General features: G+C 48.1%; 17 protein-coding genes. 10 read left to right on the top strand and 7 right to left on the bottom strand.

The genetic code is table 11. From position 1 onward, the window contains the following. Positions 1-25 precede the first annotated feature (25 nt). The 6 genes from AC1XUF_RS07935 to AC1XUF_RS07910 all read left to right on the top strand — a co-directional run bounded on the left by AC1XUF_RS07935 (position 26) and on the right by AC1XUF_RS07910 (position 9,989). The gene (locus AC1XUF_RS07935) at positions 26-1,345 is read left to right on the top strand and encodes a nucleotide disphospho-sugar-binding domain-containing protein (RefSeq protein ID WP_483341145.1); all 1,320 of its coding nucleotides are present in this window, start codon (positions 26-28) and stop codon (positions 1,343-1,345) included. A 45-nt stretch (positions 1,346-1,390) separates the two neighbouring features. Then, positions 1,391-3,235, top strand: a complete 1,845-nt coding sequence (locus tag AC1XUF_RS07930; protein WP_483341144.1) for a sensor histidine kinase — start codon at positions 1,391-1,393, stop codon at positions 3,233-3,235. Continuing rightward, complete coding sequence (locus AC1XUF_RS07925; RefSeq protein WP_483341143.1) at positions 3,235-3,876, top strand: response regulator transcription factor; 642 nt, start codon at positions 3,235-3,237, stop codon at positions 3,874-3,876. The genes AC1XUF_RS07930 and AC1XUF_RS07925 overlap by 1 nt, the downstream gene beginning before the upstream one ends. Before the next feature lie 92 nt (positions 3,877-3,968). After that, entirely contained in the window at positions 3,969-4,757 is a 789-nt protein-coding gene (locus AC1XUF_RS07920) for a sialate O-acetylesterase (RefSeq protein ID WP_483341142.1), read from the top strand. Positions 4,758-5,221: 464 nt separating this feature from the next. Then, positions 5,222-8,383: a SusC/RagA family TonB-linked outer membrane protein gene (locus AC1XUF_RS07915; RefSeq protein WP_483341141.1), complete on the top strand. Its 3,162-nt coding sequence runs from the start codon at positions 5,222-5,224 to the stop codon at positions 8,381-8,383. A 31-nt stretch (positions 8,384-8,414) separates the two neighbouring features. After that, positions 8,415-9,989 (top strand): SusD/RagB family nutrient-binding outer membrane lipoprotein, encoded by a 1,575-nt coding sequence (locus AC1XUF_RS07910; RefSeq protein ID WP_483341140.1) that lies wholly within the window; start codon positions 8,415-8,417, stop codon positions 9,987-9,989. A gap of 53 nt (positions 9,990-10,042) precedes the next feature. Here AC1XUF_RS07910 and AC1XUF_RS07905 read toward each other — a convergent pair whose 3' ends face one another. Then, on the bottom strand, positions 10,043-11,332 hold the full coding sequence (locus AC1XUF_RS07905; RefSeq protein WP_483341139.1) for a hypothetical protein: 1,290 nt from the start codon (positions 11,330-11,332) through the stop codon (positions 10,043-10,045). Between the two features lie 144 nt (positions 11,333-11,476). On the opposite strand from AC1XUF_RS07905, the gene AC1XUF_RS07900 reads away from it, so the two are divergent. Then, entirely contained in the window at positions 11,477-12,289 is an 813-nt protein-coding gene (locus AC1XUF_RS07900; RefSeq protein WP_483341138.1) for a DoxX family protein, read from the top strand. 29 nt (positions 12,290-12,318) lie between these two features. Here the strand turns inward: AC1XUF_RS07900 and AC1XUF_RS07895 are convergent, their stop codons facing one another. The 4 genes from AC1XUF_RS07895 to AC1XUF_RS07880 form a co-directional block, all read right to left on the bottom strand. Beyond that, positions 12,319-13,191 carry a CE1 family esterase gene (locus AC1XUF_RS07895; RefSeq protein WP_483341137.1) on the bottom strand — a complete coding sequence of 291 codons (873 nt, stop codon included), beginning with the start codon at positions 13,189-13,191 and terminating at the stop codon, positions 12,319-12,321. 295 nt (positions 13,192-13,486) lie between these two features. Then, the gene (locus tag AC1XUF_RS07890) at positions 13,487-13,909 is read right to left on the bottom strand and encodes a VOC family protein (RefSeq protein ID WP_483341136.1); all 423 of its coding nucleotides are present in this window, start codon (positions 13,907-13,909) and stop codon (positions 13,487-13,489) included. A gap of 12 nt (positions 13,910-13,921) precedes the next feature. Continuing rightward, on the bottom strand, positions 13,922-14,425 hold the full coding sequence (locus AC1XUF_RS07885) for an SRPBCC domain-containing protein (RefSeq protein WP_483341135.1): 504 nt from the start codon (positions 14,423-14,425) through the stop codon (positions 13,922-13,924). Continuing rightward, positions 14,415-14,741 carry an ArsR/SmtB family transcription factor gene (locus AC1XUF_RS07880; protein WP_483341134.1) on the bottom strand — a complete coding sequence of 109 codons (327 nt, stop codon included), beginning with the start codon at positions 14,739-14,741 and terminating at the stop codon, positions 14,415-14,417. The genes AC1XUF_RS07885 and AC1XUF_RS07880 overlap by 11 nt, the downstream gene beginning before the upstream one ends. A gap of 230 nt (positions 14,742-14,971) precedes the next feature. Here AC1XUF_RS07880 and AC1XUF_RS07875 point away from each other — a divergent pair, with 230 nt between their 5' ends. Beyond that, positions 14,972-15,784 carry a hypothetical protein gene (locus AC1XUF_RS07875; protein ID WP_483341133.1) on the top strand — a complete coding sequence of 271 codons (813 nt, stop codon included), beginning with the start codon at positions 14,972-14,974 and terminating at the stop codon, positions 15,782-15,784. A gap of 86 nt (positions 15,785-15,870) precedes the next feature. Here the strand turns inward: AC1XUF_RS07875 and AC1XUF_RS07870 are convergent, their stop codons facing one another. Next, positions 15,871-16,431 (bottom strand): hypothetical protein, encoded by a 561-nt coding sequence (locus tag AC1XUF_RS07870; RefSeq protein ID WP_483341132.1) that lies wholly within the window; start codon positions 16,429-16,431, stop codon positions 15,871-15,873. 68 nt (positions 16,432-16,499) lie between these two features. Here AC1XUF_RS07870 and AC1XUF_RS07865 point away from each other — a divergent pair, with 68 nt between their 5' ends. Both AC1XUF_RS07865 and AC1XUF_RS07860 read left to right on the top strand, forming a co-directional pair. Continuing rightward, the gene (locus AC1XUF_RS07865; RefSeq protein WP_483341131.1) at positions 16,500-17,129 is read left to right on the top strand and encodes a WG repeat-containing protein; all 630 of its coding nucleotides are present in this window, start codon (positions 16,500-16,502) and stop codon (positions 17,127-17,129) included. Between the two features lie 220 nt (positions 17,130-17,349). Then, positions 17,350-17,592, top strand: a complete 243-nt coding sequence (locus tag AC1XUF_RS07860; RefSeq protein WP_483341130.1) for a hypothetical protein — start codon at positions 17,350-17,352, stop codon at positions 17,590-17,592. 30 nt (positions 17,593-17,622) lie between these two features. Here the strand turns inward: AC1XUF_RS07860 and AC1XUF_RS07855 are convergent, their stop codons facing one another. After that, on the bottom strand, positions 17,623-18,132 hold the full coding sequence (locus AC1XUF_RS07855; RefSeq protein ID WP_483341129.1) for an SRPBCC family protein: 510 nt from the start codon (positions 18,130-18,132) through the stop codon (positions 17,623-17,625). Position 18,133 lies beyond the last annotated feature (1 nt).

The following is an 18,133-nucleotide window of genomic DNA, read 5'->3' as shown; positions in this document are numbered from 1 at the left end:
ATTACTTATCCCAATATGATTAGCCATGAAAAAAATCCTGATTGCCAACATTCCGTTCGACGGACATTTTAATCCACTTACCGGCATTGCCATGCATTTGAAAGCACAGGGGCACGACGTAAGGTGGTACACCGCCAATGCTTACAAAGAAAAGCTCGCGCGGCTCCATATTCCGTTTTATCCTTTCGAGAAGGCGGTCGATTACAACCAGCACAATGTAAATGAGATCTTTCCCGAAAGGCTGAAACTGAAGGGGCAGGTAAGCCGCCTCAAGTTTGACCTCAGGCAGTATTTTATCCTCCGTGCGCCCGAATTTTACCAGGATATCAAAAAAATCAATGAATCCTGGGATTTTGACCTGATGATCAGTGATATCGCTTTCACGGGAATCCCGTTTGTGAAAGAGAAGCTGAATAAAAAGGTGATTTCAATCGGTGTTTTTCCTCTTACGGAGAACTCCCGGGACTTGCCGCCTGCGGGGCTGGGATTGCTGCCTTCCAAATCATTTATGGGCCGGAAAAAGCAGGATGTCCTTCGGTTCATAGCCGACCAGGTTATTTTTAAGGAGTCTTCGGCGCTGATGAATGAGCAATTCAGGAAAGAGGGGATCAGGCCTGCAAAGGGGAACCTTTTCGACGTATGCGGGCAAAAGTCGGACTTGCTGCTTCAAAGCGGCACGCCTGGGTTTGAGTATGAAAGGAGCGATCTCAGCAAGAACATTCGCTTTATCGGTGCATTGCTGCCGTATTCCGGCACGAAGAAACATGTGGTTGATTTTGGCCAGAAACTGGAAAGCTATTCAAAGGTGGTTCTGGTCACGCAGGGTACAATGGAAAAAGACCCTGAAAAAATCATCGTGCCAACATTGGAAGCTTTCAAAGACAGCCAGTATCTTGTTGTGGCAACGACGGGGGGATCTAAAACAGCAGAACTGCAGGCCCGTTTTCCGCAGGGCAATTTGGTGATCCGTGATTTTATCCCATTCGCTGATATCATGCCGCACTGCGATGTATATGTGACAAACGGAGGTTACGGCGGGGTGATGTTAGGTATCGAAAACCAGTTGCCCCTGGTAGTCGCAGGTGTCCACGAAGGCAAAAACGAGATCAATGCAAGGGTTGGCTATTTTAAACTGGGGCTTGACCTGAAAACCGAGTTTCCTAAACCGGCCCAGATCAGGGAGAGTGTCGAAAGAGTCATCTCGGACAGACTTTATAAGACGAATGTCGTTAACCTCAGCCGGGAGTTTAAAAACTACGACCCGCTTTCGCTTTGTGAAGCTTGCGTAAATGAAGTACTGGGCAGCCGCCCGGAAAACTATCACACTTATCCCGAGTATATTTGATGTGAAAATCCTTAGGAAAAGTAACCAAAGCTTTTTAACGCCGGTATGTATACGTGTCTGAGGCTTATCCTGTTGTCGGGCTTATCTTTCTTGCTGGTATGGTCAGGGCAGGCAGAGGGGGCCGCTTCCGGGCCGATCGTGATCCATGATGCGGATGCTACATATCCGCTGACGGGCCGATTGTTCGTCCTGAAGGATGAAGGTAGCAATATGTCGCTTTCGGATGTCTTGAAACGTAATGCGGATTTTAAGCAAGTACAGCAGGAGCCTCTTAATCTCGGGCCGGTTAATTTCAGCGTCTGGATCAAATTTTCGGTTAAAAACGAAGTTCAAAAGGAGTGGTTCCTGTATGTGGACGCGCCTTTCATGAAGGAGGTCGACCTGTATAAAAAAATAGGGGAAGGGAAGTTTATCCATCATTCGCTGGGGTCGGACAGGCCGTTTCACAGACGGTACGTTTTGTCCCGGCAAATGGTGCTTCCGCTGGATCCGGCGGTAGGGGATACCTCCGAATATTACCTTAGGGTAAGGAGCAATTCGGTGTTACGGATCCCGATGAAGATTGCGGGCATGCAGTTTATTTTTGAAGATAGCCAGGCCGCCGACGTGGCGAACGGGTTTTACTTCGGATTGCTGGTGGCGCTGTTGATTTATAATTTGTTCGTATATGTCTCGATCCGGGAACGGACCTACCTGTTTTATGTCTTTTACGTTTTCTCTTTTGCCTGTAACGTGGCCTATATCAGGGGTTATCTGTTGCAATTCGTCATTCCGGATTTCCCCATAGCCAATCATTCCAGCTATTCCGGCGCATTTGCCCTGGCGTTCGGCGTATTGTTTACGAATGATTTTCTGGATATCGAAAAGAATTGCCCGGGACAGCGAACGCTAAGTCGGCTGATCATCGTACTTGCATTGCTTAGCTTTGCGATTTCCGTAGCCGGTTTTTTGCTGACCAGTTTTATTATCAACTGGGTGCTATGCCTTTTTTTTATCTATTTTCTGGTGAAAGCGGGTTTCACGGCCCTGTCCAACGGTTTTCGGCCGGCGCGGTTTTACCTTTTAGGTTTCGGGGCGTTCTTTGGCGGGTTAACGATTTATATCCTGAAGGACAATGCCGTTTTGCCCGATAACTGGTTTACGGATATTTCCATTCAGGTGGGGTCCGCGTCGGAGGCGATCATTTTATCGTTTGCGTTGGCCAATAAGCTGAACATTTTCAAAAAAGAAAAGATGGCAAGTCAGGCGCTTGCCTTGCGGCAGGCGAACATTTTCTCGGGCCAGCTGATCGAATCCCAGGAGGCTGAGAGGAAGAGGGTGGCTTCGGAATTGCACGACAGCATCGGGCAAAGCCTGGGCATGGTCAAAAACAAGATATTGCTTCTGAAAAGGAACATTGCGCAGGCAACGGAGCAACAGATCCTGGACCTTGAAGCCATGGTGGGGGAGACCATCCAGGAAGTCCGCGACATATCCTACAACCTCAGGCCGCTGCACCTCGAATTGCTGGGCCTTACCCAATCTATCAGCAGCCTTCTGGAAGACATCAGCGAATCCGGGCTGGTGAAGGTGCATCCGGATATCCATAACCTGGACAACCTGCTTTCCAAGTCCAATGAGATGAACGTTTTTCGGATCGTGCAGGAATGCCTCAACAATATTGTCAAACACGCCCAGGCAACGGAATCCTGGGTCACGATCCATGTTCGTCCAGCCCTGATTGTTATTTCGATTGAAGATAACGGTATCGGGATACCTGCTGAGGCACCGTTGTCGGGCGGTTTCGGTCTTGTGGGGATCCGGGAGCGTGTGAGTATCATGGACGGCACACTGGAAATCATGGAAAACAGCCCGAATGGAACAGTGATACGCATCAAAATCAATTACTAATGGACCCCATCAGAGTGCTCATTGCCGACGACCATCCCATTTTCCTGAAAGGCCTTGCCGAGGTGATCGAAACCGATGAGGGCCTGAAAGTAGTGTCAGGCGCCAAAAACGGCAGGGAGGCACTGCAGCACTTCCAGTTGTACAACGTGGATGTGGTGGTGCTCGATATCGATATGCCGCTGATGACAGGTTTGGAAGCTGCGGAGAAAATACTGGGTATCAAAGGCGATCAGCCGATTATTATGCTCACGATGCACAAAGAAAAGGCTCCTTTCATCAAGTCGCTGGAAATCGGCGTGATGGGTTATGTGCTGAAAGAAAACGCCGCTACCGACATTGTCCACGCCATTTACAAAGTCAAAAACGGGGATTCCTATCTGAGCCCTGAAATATCGTCTTACCTGCTCAGAAAAACCCAGGTAGCCAATCGCCAGCCCAGGCAGGAACTGAAAGACTTGCTGACCCCAACCGAGACCCTGATCATTAAAATGATATCGGAATACAAAACCAGCCGTGAAATTGCGGACACGCTTTTTATCAGCGAAAAAACGGTTTTTAACCACCGGATGAACATCTCAAGAAAGCTGAACCTGACCGGAAAGAACAGCCTTCTGCGCTTTGCGCTGGACCATGTTTGGTAAGTAATCATTGTTCCATCCAAAATTCAGGTGCCGGGGAGATGATTCTACCCCGGTTCCTTACATTTGCAGTTCATTAACCCAATGAACTAACCATGAGGCTCTTATCTGGATTTGTATTTTTAGCATTGATTTTCCAGGCTGCATATGCCCAGCCAACCGTCGCCAGAAAGCAATTCCATTTATACCTCCTGGCAGGCCAGTCCAATATGGCCGGGCGCGGCAAGGTAGAGGAAGAAGACAGCACAAAGCATCCCAGAGTTTGGGTTTTGACCAAAGAAAATACCTGGCAACTTGCCTCGGAGCCGTTGCATTTTGATAAACCCGCCGTGATAGGCGTGGGCCCCGGTTTTGCATTCGGGAAAGCAATGGCAGAAATGGATACCCAGATCGTGATCGGGCTGATACCATGCGCAGTGGGAGGCTCGCCAATCGAAGTGTGGGAGCCCGGAAAATACTACGAACCAACCCAAAGCCATCCCTACGACGATGCCATACGCAGGACAAAAGTCGCTATGAAAAGCGGCGAACTGAAAGGCATTCTCTGGCAGCAGGGCGAATCGGACAGCGATTCTCTGCATGCGCCTCTCTATGCCGAAAAACTTGAGTTATTGGTGAGGTGCTTCCGGAAAGACCTGAAAATGAAATCGCTCCCATTCGTTGCAGGTACTATTGCAGAATTTTATGAAGCCGGTCATCCTGACGTCAGGACCATCAATCAAGCCATTACGCAACTGCCGGAGCATGTAGGCAATACGGCTGTCGTGAATTCCTCCGGTTTAAAAGAAAAAGGCGATCAAACCCATTTTGATAGTCCCTCGGCCCGTGAGCTGGGAAAACGTTACGCAAAGGTTTATCAAAAACAGCTGCGCGCCAGGCGTTAATGGAATATTTTTATTTTTCCCTTCCTGAGTGAAATTTATACAATATTAGCAAGCATATTTTATTTTACTATTAATCTAAAATAAAATATAATATTTTGTATAAAAACTATTATGCAGCTTGAAATGTAAGAAAATTCCTATTTAATCGATTTGTATGGGTAGGATTTGTTATTACATTTACCGTATCAACATGTAAGTATGTACAATCAACCTGGGCTGCGCCAGCTGTAATTTATCGATCAGGTGCTGTTCAGTTACATTTTTTTCATTCACAAGATGAAACAGTAAATCGTTTTGCCTGTCTCCTAACAAAAATTACCGGCCGGTAACTATTTCCTTAAAGCCTCCACCCTTACGGCGCCTGATTGGGCGACGTATATCGCGTGAGGTTATGTAATTGTTGTGCCCTTACTAAGTTCAAATACCAATTTAATTTTAACCTAATGATGAACAGTCCCAATTCAATGCATGACCAAAACAATTACAGACCGGTTCGTTCCAGGTTTCTGAAAACCCTCATGATGCTGGGTTTCGCATGTATGACCGTTGCCGAATTGTATGCGCAATCCAGGCAGATCTCCGGAACGGTAACCAATGCGACCGACGGCTCGCCGCTTCCTGGCGTGAACATCCAGAACAAACAGACGCGTTCGGGGACGATCTCCGATGTAAATGGAAAGTTTTCATTGACTGTTACAAACGAAACGACGATTGTGTTCTCTTTTATCGGCTTCCTGGCGCAAGAAGTGACTGTGGGAAGCCAGTCCGAACTGAATATCAGACTGGTCGAAAACACTGCCGAACTCCAGGAAGTGGTTGTGACCTCGTTCGGTATGGAAAAAGAGAAAAAGGCACTTGGTTATTCGGTATCGCAGATATCGGGTGACCGTTTCACCGATTCCCGCACGGCCAACCTCGGCAATGCACTGTCGGGTAAAATTGCCGGTGTGAATGTATCAATGCCGTCGACTGGTGCGGGCGGTTCTACCCGCGTGGTGATCCGCGGAGGATCGTCCCTTACCGGTAACGACCAGCCTTTGTACGTGATCAATGGTATCCCTATCGAAACGGGTAATATGGGCTCGGCGGGTATGTGGGGCGGAAACGATTCAGGGGACGGTCTTTCGTCGATCAACCCGGATGATATAGAGAGCCTTTCTGTTTTGAAAGGTAACTCCGCTGCCGCGCTTTATGGCGCCCGTGCTGCCAACGGGGTGATCATGATCACAACCAAATCGGGCAAGGCACGCAAAGGAATAGGCATCTCGCTGAACTCCAACACGACCTTCGACCGCGCCATGGACCGTACCGACTTCCAGCACGTATACGGGCCAGGCACCGATGGCAAACGCGGCAACACAGCCAAAGAGGTAATGGAAGCCGGAACGAACGCGTGGGGCGCAAAATATGATGGCGCCCAGTCCCCGCTTTTCGATGGATCCATGGCACCATACAGCTATACCGGCGAAGGCCTCAACGATTTTTACAGAACAGCTACAACAAGCAACAACTCTGTGGCTTTGAGCGGCGGCAATGAGACAGGTACGTACCGTTTCTCGTTCTCAGACCTGAACAACAAGGACATCATGCCGAATGCCGGTTTCAAGAGAAGGGCTGCCAACATCAATGTCAACAGCAAGCTGAAAAAACTCACTTTTGCGCTTACCGGACAATACTCAAAGCAGGAAGGCCACAACCGCCCGCGGCTGTCGGATTCGCCCGGAAATGCGAATTACAGCGTGATGACAAAACCGGGCAACCTGCCCTACTCGGTACTGAAAGGCACAACCGACAAGCTGGGCGCGCGCGAAGACGGAAGCGAGCTGCAATATACCCAGAGCGTTTACCTGCAAAACCCGTACTGGGCAGCTTACCAGTTCTATCGCAAGGACGTTACCGACCGGATTCTTGGCAATATTTCAGTCAAATACAACCTCACCGACTGGTTGTATGTTCAGGCAAGACTGGGAACCGATTATCAAAACCGGATCGACGACAGCTACGAGCCATACGGCACCGCCTACATCATGCGCGGAAGCTACAATCAATCCAAGCGTACCAACCGGGAGGACAATGCGGATTTGTTTATTGGTTTTAACAAAACATTCAAAGACATTTCTGTTGACGCCCTCATCGGCGGCAACCGCATGCGACAATATTATCAGAACCTGGGTGCCGGCGGTAATAATTTGGTCGTGCCTTATTTTCATAGCCTTACCAACGTGTCTTCATCTTCTGTCACGTCAGAACTTTCCGAGCTGGGCATCAATTCTGTTTTCGGGTCTGCGAACATTGGGTACAAGGATTTCCTGTTTTTGAACCTGACGGGCCGCCGCGACCAGTTCTCGACGCTTTCTCCCGACCACAATGTGTTGTTTTATCCCTCGGCCAGTTTAAGCCTTCTGCTGAGCGACGTGATAACCATGCCCACTGCGATTACGATGACCAAGATCCGCGCTTCATGGGCACAGGTAGGGGGTGGTGCGCCCAGCCCTTATGCGCTCAATCTGACGTATGGTCTGGTAGGATCGGGCCACAATGGCGGCAGCCTTGCGCAGATCAACAACTCGTCGATCCCGAATTCGGAGTTACAGCCGTTCGTTTCCACTGAAACTGAAATCGGCGCGGATCTGCGTTTCCTCAAAAACCGTTTGGGAGTCGATTTCGCCTATTACGACAGAAAGACGACCAATGATATCCTTTCCACCGGTATCTCCTCTACCTCGGGTTACAGCTCTACTACGATTAACATCGGCGAGCTTCAAAACCGCGGTGTCGAGTTATTGCTGACGGGTACGCCAGTCCAGATAAATGGTTTTAAATGGGACGTTTCCCTCAATTATTCCAAAAACAAAAGCAAGGTGGTAAGCCTGGGTGTTGACGCAGGCGGTAACCCGATTACCTCGATCAACCTCGAACAGTCACGTCTGCAGAGAGATATGATCCGTCACGTTGTGGGCCAGCCGGCGGGTATGATCACCGGTTACAAACAGCAGGAGATCAATGGACAAAAAGTATATGATGCCGACGGTTATCCGGTGGCTACGGCAGGTTTTGAAACGATAGCCCAGGGCCGCCATCCGGTTTCGGCAGGTCTGAACAACAACTTTACCTACAAAGGTTTCCGTTTGAGCTTCCTGATTGACGCGCGCTTTGGTGGTCACATGATGTCGGGTACCAACTACGTGGCTTATGCCAATGGTTACCAAAAGGAAACAGTCGCTGCAAGAGATGCGGGAAGTCTGACGGTATCAGGGGTTACCACAACCGGCGAGGCGAAAACCTGGACAATCCCGGCAGACCCTACCAATGCAGCAAACTATCGTATCGATAACTATTATGCGAGGTACGCGCAGATCACTTCCAACATTGTTTACGATGCTTCTTATATCAAACTGAGGGAATTTTCTTTCGGGTATTCGATCCCGTCGAAAGTATTGGCTAAGACCCCGTTTGAAGCAGTGTCGCTGTCGCTGGTTGCAAGGAACCTGGCGTTGCTCTGGTCCAAAACACCTAACGTAGATCCGGAGTCGGGTTATGCTGCCAGCGGTGCGACCCAAGGCTTGGAATATTTCGCTATGCCGATCACAAGGAGTTTAGGTTTTAACCTCGCTGTTAGCTTCTAACCCACTTTTTGCCAACATTAAAAACTTGAAAATGAAAATATTACATAAAAGTAAATTTGCCGGTCTTCTGACAGCTTTCGCCCTGGCGTTCAGCTCGTGCAGCGAAAGCGATCTGGAAGAGTTGAATGTCAACAAGAATGCTGTTTCAGATATTGATATGTCCTACCTGTTTTCTTACGCCACGCTCAGGATCGGGGCGGAGTATGAGAATACCCGGGCCCCGATGCTATATGCCGCGCCGATGATCCAGCACACTGCTTCTCTGGCGGGCTATTTCAGCGGTGATAAATATTATTACAGTGCGGCCTATAGTGGTGCCTATATGGAAACGCATTATACCAATGTGGTGAAGCTTTATTCGCAGGTGATCACCACCACCGAGGGGGATGCGGAACTCGCAAACCTGCACGCCGCTTCGAAGATCATGAATGCATTTGACCTGCACCGCATGACGGATATTTATGGCGATATCCCTTATACCACTGCCGGAAAAGGGCTTTTGGGAGAAGAAAACTGGTTTCCGGCCTACGAAAACCAGAAAGATGTATATACTGCCATGATTGCCGATATCAAAGCTGCAAGGGACGAAATGAGCACTTCGGCGAAATCGTTGGGTGTGCAGGATTTTCTTTACAACGGTGATGTGGCGCAGTGGAAAAAGTTTGCAAACTCCTTGCTGATGCGGATTGCATTACGGATGAGCAACGTGGATCCTGCCACGGCACAGGCTGTTTTTACCGAAGCTTACACGAGCGGTGCTTTTACATCCAATGCCGACAATGCCTATATTCATTATGCAGATGGTCCCCAGGGCGTGAACAGGAACGGCTTGAACGACGGCTACTGGAACAGTAACAAGTATTCGAGGGACTGCAAGATCAGCCGCACTTTCCTGAACTGGATGGTGACCAACAACGACCCTCGCCTGATGATCGTTTCGGGCGGAACGGGCGATCCGGATGTGCCTGCAACCTGGAACGTTACCCCGTCTGCGCAGAAAGGCCTTCCAAACGGGTATACCTCCGCGACCATCCGTCCGTTGCTTACTGCCGCTGAAATTCCGGGCTTTGACGCCAGCGGAAATAAGATTTATTCCATGCTGAACCTGAAATACCTGGACTGGGCCGATCCCTACATTCTGCAAACCTATGCTGAAGTGGAATTGATGGAGGCAGAAGCTGTCCTGAAAGGCTGGATCACCGGCGATGCGGCAGCACATTTTACGGCTGGCGTTACTGCGGCAATCAACTCCTGGACTGCATTTGACGCAAGTTTTGCGGTACCGGCAGCGACTACGACCGCCTACATCGCAGGCAGGGGCTTTGCTGCTGCCACGACCGAAGACAAGCTTCGTCTGATCGGAGAAGAGTATTGGGCAGCGACTTATCTGAACGATCTCGAATCCTGGGCGAACTGGCGGAGGACCAATTATCCGGTACTGACCCCCACGCAGGACCCGAACCGCTACGAAGCCAATGCGATCCCAAGAAGACTCAAATATTGGGAAAACGAAATCGCATCCAATCCGGTGAACTACAGTGCTGCCATCAACCGTATGGGCGGTGACCATTTCATGACGAAAATGTGGTGGGACGGCGGTAAATAGCACATTCTCAACGATTAAAGGGCTGTTTCTGTAAAGAGCAGCCCTTTTTTGTTTCATGGGACAGCGATTGATCCGTTGCTGCCAAAGTCATTTTTATAAACCACCTTTCCGTCCAGTCCGCTCAACTCAACGAAATCAATTTCACAGAGGCCATTGGAAATAAAACCCAGACCGGTCACGAATTTCGAGGTATTCCCGAAAGAAGTTGCAAAGGCTTCGCGACCGTTGATACGGATTTTTACAGCCTTATTCCTGACCAGTAATTCGAAGTCGGTCCACTGGGTTACATCCGCTCCCAGCGAAGCCAGGTCCTTGTCTTTCCCGCTGATATATTGCTCGCCGAATTGCAGCATGCCTTCGCTGGCGCAGCCTGTCGGCGTGCTCGTAAAAAACATCGGGTACTTTTGTGTAAAAACCTCCAGCGCAATGTACGGGCAGGAGTTTCGCTTCACTTCATTTACCCGTACTTTCGTTTTGAGGAGATAGTTGTCGCTGCTGACCTGTACGGAGCCGGGGAAAAAGGTATAGACGTATTGTTTCTCCTTTTCAACGTCAATACGATTGTCCCGTACCGATTTCTCCGTTACCCTGAACGCGCCATTGGCAACGAGGTCACTGGTCTTGATGTAATCCGGTTTGCTGGTCATATCGTTTTTTGAGAATAAAAACCAGCCGTTGGTGGGAATGCTGACGTCAACTGCGCGGATCACCGAATCGTTTGCAATGAGTTTTGCGATATGGTAACCCGGTTCAAAATAGATGTCGGTCAGCGTGTATTTGTGCTTGAAAACCCTGACCTTTTTGCTGCTATCCCACGATTGCTGGATAAAGAAACTATCGGCCTCGACGTCGTCTACATTGTAATTGAAAATAACCGTATTGGGTATGTCGTTCGCTGTGGTCTTCCGCATAGAGAATGTCGCCTTGTCGAAATTCCGGCCGGTTGTTGTTTTGTTGAATCGAATAAATGCCCCGACCGCGGCGATGGCGATCACCAGGACAGGAATGGCCATGAACCGATAAGGAAGTGTTTTAGGTGAGGATTTTTGGTTAAGCTCCGGTTTGCCCGTTTCCGCTTGCCGCATTGCGGATTGATACTCCTGCCAGCTTTTATGGCCAAGGTATTTTGAAATCGCATCCAGCGTTGCCACTTGCGGCAGTCGGCTGAAATTTCCTCCCAAAAGCCTTTTGATGGTCATGGCGCTGATCAAGATCCCCGTTTCAGACTCGATTTGGTGGCTTATGTGATCAAAATCCCGTTGCGTCAGGCGGTTAAGGTCTGTATAGCCATTCTTTCTGAAAATTTCGCCCAGGCTTGCCTTGACGATTCCTTGTTCGGTCATATGGCTGGAAAGGTTAGCGTTCCTATTTTGTTTGGCTTTTGCAGGGGTATTGAATGGTTTTTGTTGGTGAATATCGGTGGTTGCCCACATAACTTGCTCCCGTTAACCATCAAACCTTTAGAAGCGAAATTAACCCCGAACTTAATGAAAACAACAGCCAGATCGGGCCGGATATTTTACGGCGCAGCCATGATTGCTTATGGAATTCAACAGTTGATTTACGGTAATTTTAGGAACGTTCAGTTACCTGCCTGGCAGGTCCGCTTGCCATTGTTAAATGTGGTGGCCTGTCTGGCCGGGGTCGGGCTCATTGCGGCAGGGATTGCGGTAATCATTGATAAAAAAGGAAAAGAAGTGTCACTGGTTTTGGGGGGTATATTCCTGGCTTCCTTTTTGTTTGTGCACGTACCTTTTGAAATGTTCGGGGAAGTGAACAGCAGCCTGCATTTAGCTCTGTGGACGGATGCACTTAAAGAACTTGCTCTGGCCGGTGGTGCGTTTGTGATGGCGGGTTCGTTCCAAAATGCTGTATCCAATCCCAATAGACCTGTTTTAATAAGCGCATTGGAAAAGCTGGTCCCTTTCGGACACCTGTTCTTTTGCACGACAATGATCAGTTTTGGCCTGATGCATTTGATGTATGCGGACTTTGTACAGAATATGGTGCCCGCAGCTTTTCCCGACCATCTTTTCTGGACTTATGCCAGCGGAGCCTTGCTGGTAAGTTCAGGCACGGCGATTATTTTGCGGATCCGGCGCGGGGCAGTTGCCGGATTGCTCAGCATCATGTTATTGCTATGGGTGTTGATGCTTCATTTGCCCCGGGCAATCGCCGAGCCATTCTCGTCCCGGGGTAACGAAGTCTCCAGCGCCTTCGACGCGCTGGCATTTTGTGGAATCGCATGGGTGATCTCGCTGAAAGACTTGCGGTGGGACTTGTCGGAGATTTTTGAATAATGGTTAAATCAGGGTAGCAGCAGGCAGGCTCAGTTCTGCATTTGCCTTTTGAAAAATGCCCAGGTTTCTTCAAAAATATCGAAATCGGTCAAAAATTCGTGTTTGCCGTTGATGACTTTGAGCAGCGTTACCTCGGGTTTTCCTTTTTTCTGGTATGTGTATTTCTCAACGGTAACATTGTTGTTTTTATCTCCGTCGGGCATCATGGATTTAACAGGCAAGCCGCTGTAGCCGTCGAGCTTCGCCCAATATTGAAACGACTGATCGGTGGCACGTACGGTGCCCAGCGTTACACCTGCGGTTTTCACTTCACCGCCGTTGTAAGGATTGGTTTCGTCGGCAGTACCGTTGGTGATCATCACCGGCAGCGGAACGTTCATGGGTGTGCAATCCATGTTTTCCTCGGTTGGCAGATTCGCCACGATAGCGGAAATCGCCTTGATTTTCCCAGGCATGGTCAACGCCAGCTTGTACGACATATGTCCGCCGCCCGAAAAGCCAGTCGCGAAAACGTGTGCTTTGTTGATCTTGTATTTGTTGGAAAAGAAATCGATCATACCCGAGAAAAACGTTTCCTCATTCAGATTTTCCGTATTTGCCGCCGCGGTAGAAGCTTTGCGGCATTCATTCCAATATCTTTTATAGCCAGCCGGGTAGACCAAAACCAGGTTTTCCGTCTCAGCCCTGGCCTGCAGCTTAGCTGCACGTGGCGCAAAACCCATGGGTTCACCGCCCGAGCCGTGCATCACAAACACAAGACTGGCACCTGGTTTGACTTTAACGGATTTGTCGTAGACGAAAACGCGGTAATGGTTTTCGATCAGGAGGGAGTCGGTAATTAACTGGGCCTCGGCAAAAAGAAAAGAGAAAGAAAACAGGGTGGCTAGAGCGTATCTGAGCATGTTGAAAACGGCTAAATGTATTGCGCAAGTTACATCAAGCCGATATCATTACAAGTATCCCGATAGGTTGGTGGGAGATTTCTCTTAATAGGCTTTGGGCAAACTAGAAACCTCCGTTGAAAAGCGGTCACACTAAATCGTATTTTGGGTGTAGTTGGCAGGCTTACGGGCTAAAAGTCGAGACCCAAAGTGTGGTTTTGCATTGAGTAACGATACAAAAAAGCCAGTGCTGGTTCACAGTCTGGCTTCTAAAAACCCTTTGGACTATTTTAGAAATGTTTGCAATCGGGTTTGGCTAAGCGTTCTCCAATGCCGCAATATCAAACTTACTCATTTGCATAAACGCCTCGATCACCCTCGGCGCTTTTTCGGGATCGGACATCAGTTTGGACAAAACAGTAGGCACAATTTGCCACGACATCCCAAACCTGTCGTCGAGCCAGCCGCATCGATTGTACTTGCCGCCTTCTCCCAGTTTTTCCCAGTAATAATCGATTTCTTCTTGTGTGTCGCATTCTACCACAAACGAAGTAGCGGGAGAGAATTGATAATGCGGGCCACCGTTCAGGCCCATGAATTTGAAACCGTTCACTTCAAAAATGACTACCATCGGATTTTCTGACAGGATTTTGGAGCTTTTGAAAATGGAGCAATAGTAATCGGCGGCTTCCTTGGCATTTCCGTCGTACCAAAGGCAGGGATAAATTGGTTTGATCATTTGATTTGAAGTTTACTTGTTTACGATGCTTTGGGCTAGTAATTCGTCTAGTTTTTGATATCCTTCATTCAATCCGCCTTCCATGCCCGATTGCAATAAACCGTCGCGGTCTTCCACGGATTTAAAAACGGATTGAATGTGTATCCTAGTCCTGTTTTCGGGCAATTCGATCAGCGTCAGGAATTCCAGCGAAACGTGTCCGCGCTCAGGCAGTCCTTCGAACTCAAACGTTCTGATCATTCTTTCAGGAGCAGCCACTTCGTGGATTGCGCCATTAAAACCAAACTCGCCCCCGCCGTTACAAAGTGAGTGAACAAAACGGTACGATCCGCCCGAACGGTTGTCCAGTTTATCTATGCGCATGTCCATGTCATTGGGTCCCATCCATTGGACCAGAAACTCCGGTTCGCTGATAGCGCGGAACACGAGATCGCGTGGCGCGTCAAATTCGCGTTCGATGAAAAACTCCTGCTTGCCTTGTTCGGCCGTGATTTTGGTTGCGTTTTTACTTGGCATGTTGCTGTGTTTTTAAGTGGTCTAATATGTTGTCTAAACGGTCGAAGCGGTCTTCCCACATTTTTTGGAATGGCGCCAGCCAGTCGGCTACTTCTTTCATTTTCTGTGGATTAAAGTGATAATAAATTTCCCTTCCCTGTTGCTCCTGGTTCACAAGCTGGCATTCTGTCAATATTTTGATATGCTTTGAAACCGCCTGCCTGCTCGTGTCGAAATGTTCCGCCAACGCATTGGGCGTCATCGCCTGCAATGCGATCAATGACAATATGGCCCTGCGTGTCGGGTCGGCAATGGCCTGAAAAACGTCCCTTCTCATCTCTTTTGATTTTCTATTTGCTACTGATTGGTTGCAAATATATATGCAATTGATTGGTTGCGCAAATGTTTTTCGAAAATTTTTTTGTCTGAGAGAAATGAAGAGGTCGGGGGCTTGATGCAACACTGATTTCAGAGCAGAAGAGAATGATCTTTCGGGGATTCACGGGAAGCGGAATGCAGTTTTTTGCAAACTTTTCGAATACCAATCCCGACAAACGTTTGTAAATTATGCGTGATCGTCCACTTGACTTTGAAAGCTCCATGCAAGTTTTTCCACTTTTGCTTCTTTTCATGATCTCGAATGCGGCGCTTGCCCAGCAGGCGCGCGATACATCTTTTGTTCGGGATAGCTATTATAGCCTCGTTAAGGGCAGCGAAACTTCCGATCAAAAGCGGATCGAGCTGCACTCGGACATTGATACGACCTGGTTTCGCTGGAAAGAGCGCGGTTACAGCTTTGGGTTTAAACCTTCCCAAACGCCCATGTATACGACTGTCAATGGCATTTTGTCTACGCCCTACATGATACAGGTGCGGGGTAACGCGGAGGAGCGGAACAAAAAGCGCTGGGGTTACCATGTTTTTGAAGGTTATGCCAAAGACGATCAGTCGCGCATTACCATGCTGGTCAACAAACATATTGAAATGGAGCGGCCAGTTGCGGAATTGTATTACTATTCAACAGTTTACAACCACGATGAGACAGCCTATAACTGGTTTAAAATCGGTTCGGACGTTCGCGGGCATTCGTTTATGTTCGGAAGGGACAAAGCATTGTTTTACGGATCATTGAAACTCACCAATGCATTGACCTTAGGTTCGATCGGGAAGGACGATATTTCTGATACAAAACCCAAAGGCGACGATGAGCAAAACGCTGAAAAAGAAGCCAGGTATGTGAATTACAAAGAGCTCAAAAATGGCGGGGACGGCACTATTTTTTACGATAAGGACCGTGATATTGTGGTGATTAAAATAAAAGGCAAATGGATGAGAGTGGCCGTGGAAGCGTTGCCGGAAGGGGTAGAGTACGGATTTTGAAGGGGTTTCTTCACCGTGGTTGAAAACAGACACTTTGAATACACTTGGCTTTTTGAAAGACACGTTCCATCCAAAATGCTCACGGCTTATCTTCCAATCACTTGATGTCGCCAAACGGCGATTACGTGGGTATCTGCATGCGGATGCCCGGGATTGTTTTCCAGAAGTTTATGCTTGGCATCGAACGCCTTTTGCCAATCGCTAAACAGGCCGAATTCGTTAATGTCTGATAATGAATAGGATTCGACAAAGCCCCCGCAGTTCGTTAAGGAACTAATGCTATACCAGTCGTCCAGCAGGTCATAGCCCACGAATTCGAAGTTATCCAGCGTCAGGTTTTCACAAGCCTCCTCCGGATCGATCGCTACTGCCAGCAGGTTGTACTTTTTGTTCTTTACCCAATTGATCACAAAATCGAGACTGCTGAAAAAGCCGGTTAGCCTTTCCCCATCTGACACCACATAAGACCAGTCTTCTTCGCTATTTAATTCGCCGATATCGATAAGCGAACGATTGAGATGCCCGTCCAATGTGACTACTTCATCAAAATCCTGCCGGTTTTGCCATTGGCTGTAACCTTCCCAGCCGACATTGTATTCGTCGGAATTTTTTCCAAATGCTGCTCTGGCAGTGTAGCAGATGTTCATATTTTCTGAGTGTTGTTATGCGTTTTAATAGTGCGGCCTGCAATACTGTTTAACCAAATTTAACGATTATGTCAAAAGTTTATCTGGTTTTCATTTTAATCCTGATGCATTTTATTGGCTTTGCTCAAAATAGCCAGGATTACCTTTTGCCGTTTTCTGACACATCGTCTGGCGAAGAATTATATGGTTTCAAGTCCAGAAATGGTAAAATAGTCATTCAACCAAAATATGAAATTGTAGTAACCGCAAAAATGTATCACATTGCTTTCGTGACTTACAAATTCAAATGGTTTGGGATTAACAGAAAAGACAGCGTCCTTTTAAGTCCCTACATATATGACAACGGTCCCGACGAATTGAGGGAAGGACTTTTTAGATTTGAAGAAAATGGTAAGATTGGTTTTGCAAACGGAAAAGGGGAGAAAGTGATCCCCGCACGGTTCAAGTGTGTTTCTTTTTTTGTAAATGGGTTGGCTGCTTTTAATGTTGGCGGGCACGCGGAGTACAGAAATCCGGAACATCCCACTTGGGAAGGAGGATTATGGGGATTTATTGACAGGAGGGGAATTGAAGTGATCTCACCACAATTTGCTGGTGTATCCGGCTTTGAACAAAAATATGCCGAGGTGTGGACACAAAACAAAAAACATGTTCTGATAGATAGGAAGGGGAAAATCAGAAAGATTTTGACCCAGTAACGCGTTTGGCCTCGGATCCCGCTTGTCCAAAGGATTAGTATTGCCTGACTAATTGGTTGATTATTGTCAGAGCCAGTTGGCAGTAAGCTCGATCACTGCAATTCATGAAATTGAAAGAAATGTATCCAGACTTTTGACAAACATCACTAGTTCCCTGTCCATTCATGAGCGCGAAGCTGAATGTATTGCCCGGTACCTTACAGTCGGTTCCCACAGAACTATGGATTTCAGAAAAGGCAGTATAACAAGCTCCGCTTACCAAGAATATGTCGTATCAGCAGCAGCTTGGGGCAAGGAATATATTTACATCAGCAAGGAAACCAGTGACGGGAAATTTTCGAAGTATATTCGTCTTCATGAAACCGTCAGCACACCTGTCTGGATTGTTCCTGTTAACATTCAGACATTTACATTTTTAGTCAGGTACCACCATTCACCATTCGTGATTGGAAACAACAAATGACAGTACCCGACCGGAAATGTCCATTCCCGACTATCCCTGGATCTTTTCCAAATAAGCGGCCAGCTGATCGAACGTCCCGCCAAATCCCTGCTGCATGCTCTCCATAATCGAGAAATAGGTTTCTTCTTGAGCAGGTGTGGCATTGACCGGATGTCCCTGGATCGTTAACGTCGTCACGCCGTCGGTTTCCTCCAAGGTGATCTGGTTGAAAATCTCCAGGGGAAAATCCATGGGGAAAGGCGAGGTGATGATATTTCCTTCCGCATCTGCAAACGAATTAATGAATTCGAGCAGGTCCGCCCGCCGGATGTTTTTGTACTGGAACAAGCCCCACATCACGTGGCCGTTTCCTTCCATTTTGTAATGTGTTTGGCCGCCTGGCCTGAAATCGAAACTTTCCACCGTCAGCTGGCTGCCCGTCGGCCCCCACCATTCGCTAAATGCTTCGGGCGACGCAAAGGCGTCAAATACAAGCGTCTTAGGCGCTTTAAATTCCCTTACGATTTTCAAACCTTCCTTTTTTTCTGCTTGCTGGCTCATA

Source organism: Dyadobacter sp. HNCC25DJ185 (assembly GCF_056895195.1).
This window is presented reverse-complemented; position numbering and strand designations above follow the sequence as displayed.